Annotated in this window: 2 protein-coding genes and 1 pseudogene; 2 read left to right on the forward strand and 1 reads right to left on the reverse strand. The window is 36.5% G+C overall.

The features are described from left to right. Positions 1-845, reverse strand: an 845-nt coding sequence (locus AC22ZQ_RS14175; RefSeq protein ID WP_318959414.1) for an ABC transporter transmembrane domain-containing protein, incomplete at its 3' end; no start/stop codon positions are given. 100 nt (positions 846-945) lie between these two features. Here AC22ZQ_RS14175 and AC22ZQ_RS14180 point away from each other — a divergent pair. Together AC22ZQ_RS14180 and AC22ZQ_RS14185 are read left to right on the forward strand one after the other, a co-directional pair. Next, positions 946-2043, forward strand: a complete 1098-nt coding sequence (locus tag AC22ZQ_RS14180) for a Glu/Leu/Phe/Val dehydrogenase dimerization domain-containing protein (protein ID WP_318959415.1) — start codon at positions 946-948, stop codon at positions 2041-2043. Positions 2044-2051: 8 nt separating this feature from the next. Continuing rightward, positions 2052-2264, forward strand: a pseudogene (locus AC22ZQ_RS14185) (antitermination protein NusB); the annotation flags it as partial.

Consider the following 2264-nt stretch of genomic DNA (forward strand, 5'->3'; position numbering starts at 1 on the left):
CCAGGATTAGTAATCTCACCATCGATGTACATATTACCGCCAATAAAAATGGTAATGGTTGTAGAGATTCCAATTAAGAAAACAATAGTTGGCATAAACAGCGCATTGGTAAAGACCAAGTCCATATTACGCTTTAAATAATTTTCATTTGAGGTATTAAAGATTTTGTTGAATCCTTCTTCTGCACCGTAAGCTTTGAGTACTCTCACTCCTGAAAAAGTTTCTTGTACAATGGAGCTCAACTTAGATTGTTCACGTTGTACACGCTCACTTTGCTTGTTCATTCTATCCGAAACTTTGTACACCAAGAACGACATAATAGGAAGCGGCAATAAAACCCAAAGTGTTAATTCTACATTAATAGAAAGCATTCTCCAAAAGATGAAACTAAATAAGAATACAAGGTTTACGGTATACATAACTCCAGGTCCTAGGTACAATCTCACCTTAGATACATCTTCAGAAATACGGTTTAATAAATCTCCCGTTGAATGGCGCTTGTAAAAGTTAAAATTCAATTTTTGATAGTGCTCGTAGATTTCATTTTTCAAATCGTACTCCACATATCTTGACACTTTTATGATGGTTTGACGCGTAAAAAAAAGAAAAATCCCTTTGGTTAGGGATAATAAAAAGTACATTCCAGCAAGACTAAAAGCTAACCAAGCAATATTTTCTATGGTTTCGTTAGCGGCGATTTTTTCCTGAAAATCATTCACAGCATCCTTTACCAGCTCTGGCATCTCTATCACCAGAACGTTCTGAATGATAATAAATAAGACTCCTAAAAGTAAATGCCATTTGTATTTTAGGAAATATTTGTTGAGATAGCTGAGAGACTTCATGTTTTAATTTTCTATTTTTGCACCGCGTTTTGACTTCAACGGAAGACAAAATTAGGCAAAGAATTGGAATAATAAAGATTCTATTTAATACAGTATTGAAATGATTGAGGTAAAGGAAATGAGTGCGACAAATTTGGCTGATAATCCAGTCATAGCACAAATGTCTATGTTAGGCCACGAGCAATTATTATTTTGTAATGATAATGCAACAGGCTTGAAAGCTATTATAGCTGTTCACAACACAGTTTTAGGACCAGCACTAGGTGGAACTAGAATGTGGATGTACAACAATGAAATGGAAGCATTGAACGATGTTTTAAGGCTTTCTAGAGGTATGACCTACAAGAACTCAATCTCAGGGTTAAACTTAGGGGGTGGTAAAGCCGTAATCATCGGTGATTCTAAGTCAATGAAATCTGAAGCCCTATTCAGAAGATTCGGAAAATTCGTAAACAGTTTAGCAGGTAAATATATTACAGCAGAAGATGTGGGTATCAATCCACAGGATATGTCGTGGGTGAACATGGAAACTGAGCACGTAGCAGGTCTACCAGGAAGAAGTGGAGATCCTTCTCCAGTTACAGCTTACGGTACCTTCATGGGAATGAAAGCTTGTGCTAAAGAGCAATTTGGTTCTGACAACTTAGCGGGTAAAACAGTAGCGGTTCAAGGAGTTGGTCACGTTGGTGAATACTTAGTAAAACACTTAACTGAGGAGAATGCAAACGTTGTAATCACTGATATCAACCAAGATGCTTTAGCAAGGATATCTAAGGAATATGGAGCTACAGTAGTTGGTTTAGATGAGATTTACGATGTAGACATGGACATATATGCACCATGTGCTTTAGGAGCGACAGTAAACGATGCTACTTTAGAGCGTTTAAAATGTTCGATCATCGCAGGAGCTGCCAACAACCAGTTAGCGGATGAAAATGTACACGGAGAAATCGTTCGTCAGAAAGGAATTATCTACGCACCAGATTACGCATTAAATGCAGGTGGAGTTATTAATTGTTACTCAGAGGTAAAAGGTTTATCTTCGGAGTGGGCAATGAGCAAAGCAGAAGATATCTACTCTACAATCTTAAACATTGTGAAGAGATCTAGCTCAGAGAACACGCCAACATTTGCGATTGCAAATAAAATGGCAGAAGAAAGAATTCAATCAATAGGTAAGGTTAAATTACCGATGTAATAATTAGTATGCTAAATAGAAGACACTTAAGAATAAAGGTATTACAATCACTCTACGCTTATTATCAAAGTGATAAGGAAAGTGTAATTCGAGCAGAAAAAGAAATGATGGAGGCTATAGATCGTATTTACGATCTATACCTTTATTTCTTGTTAGGTTTTGCAGAGTTGAAAAACGTTGCAGAACACCGTATCGAAGAGAATAAGAAAAAGATTTTACCA

The sequence above is a fragment of the Lishizhenia sp. genome (assembly GCF_057456495.1).

Coding starts and splice junctions, on each gene's coding strand:
- AC22ZQ_RS14180 (WP_318959415.1), top strand. CDS start 946: ATGATTGAGGTAAAGGAAATGAGTGCGACAAATTTGGCTGATAATCCA.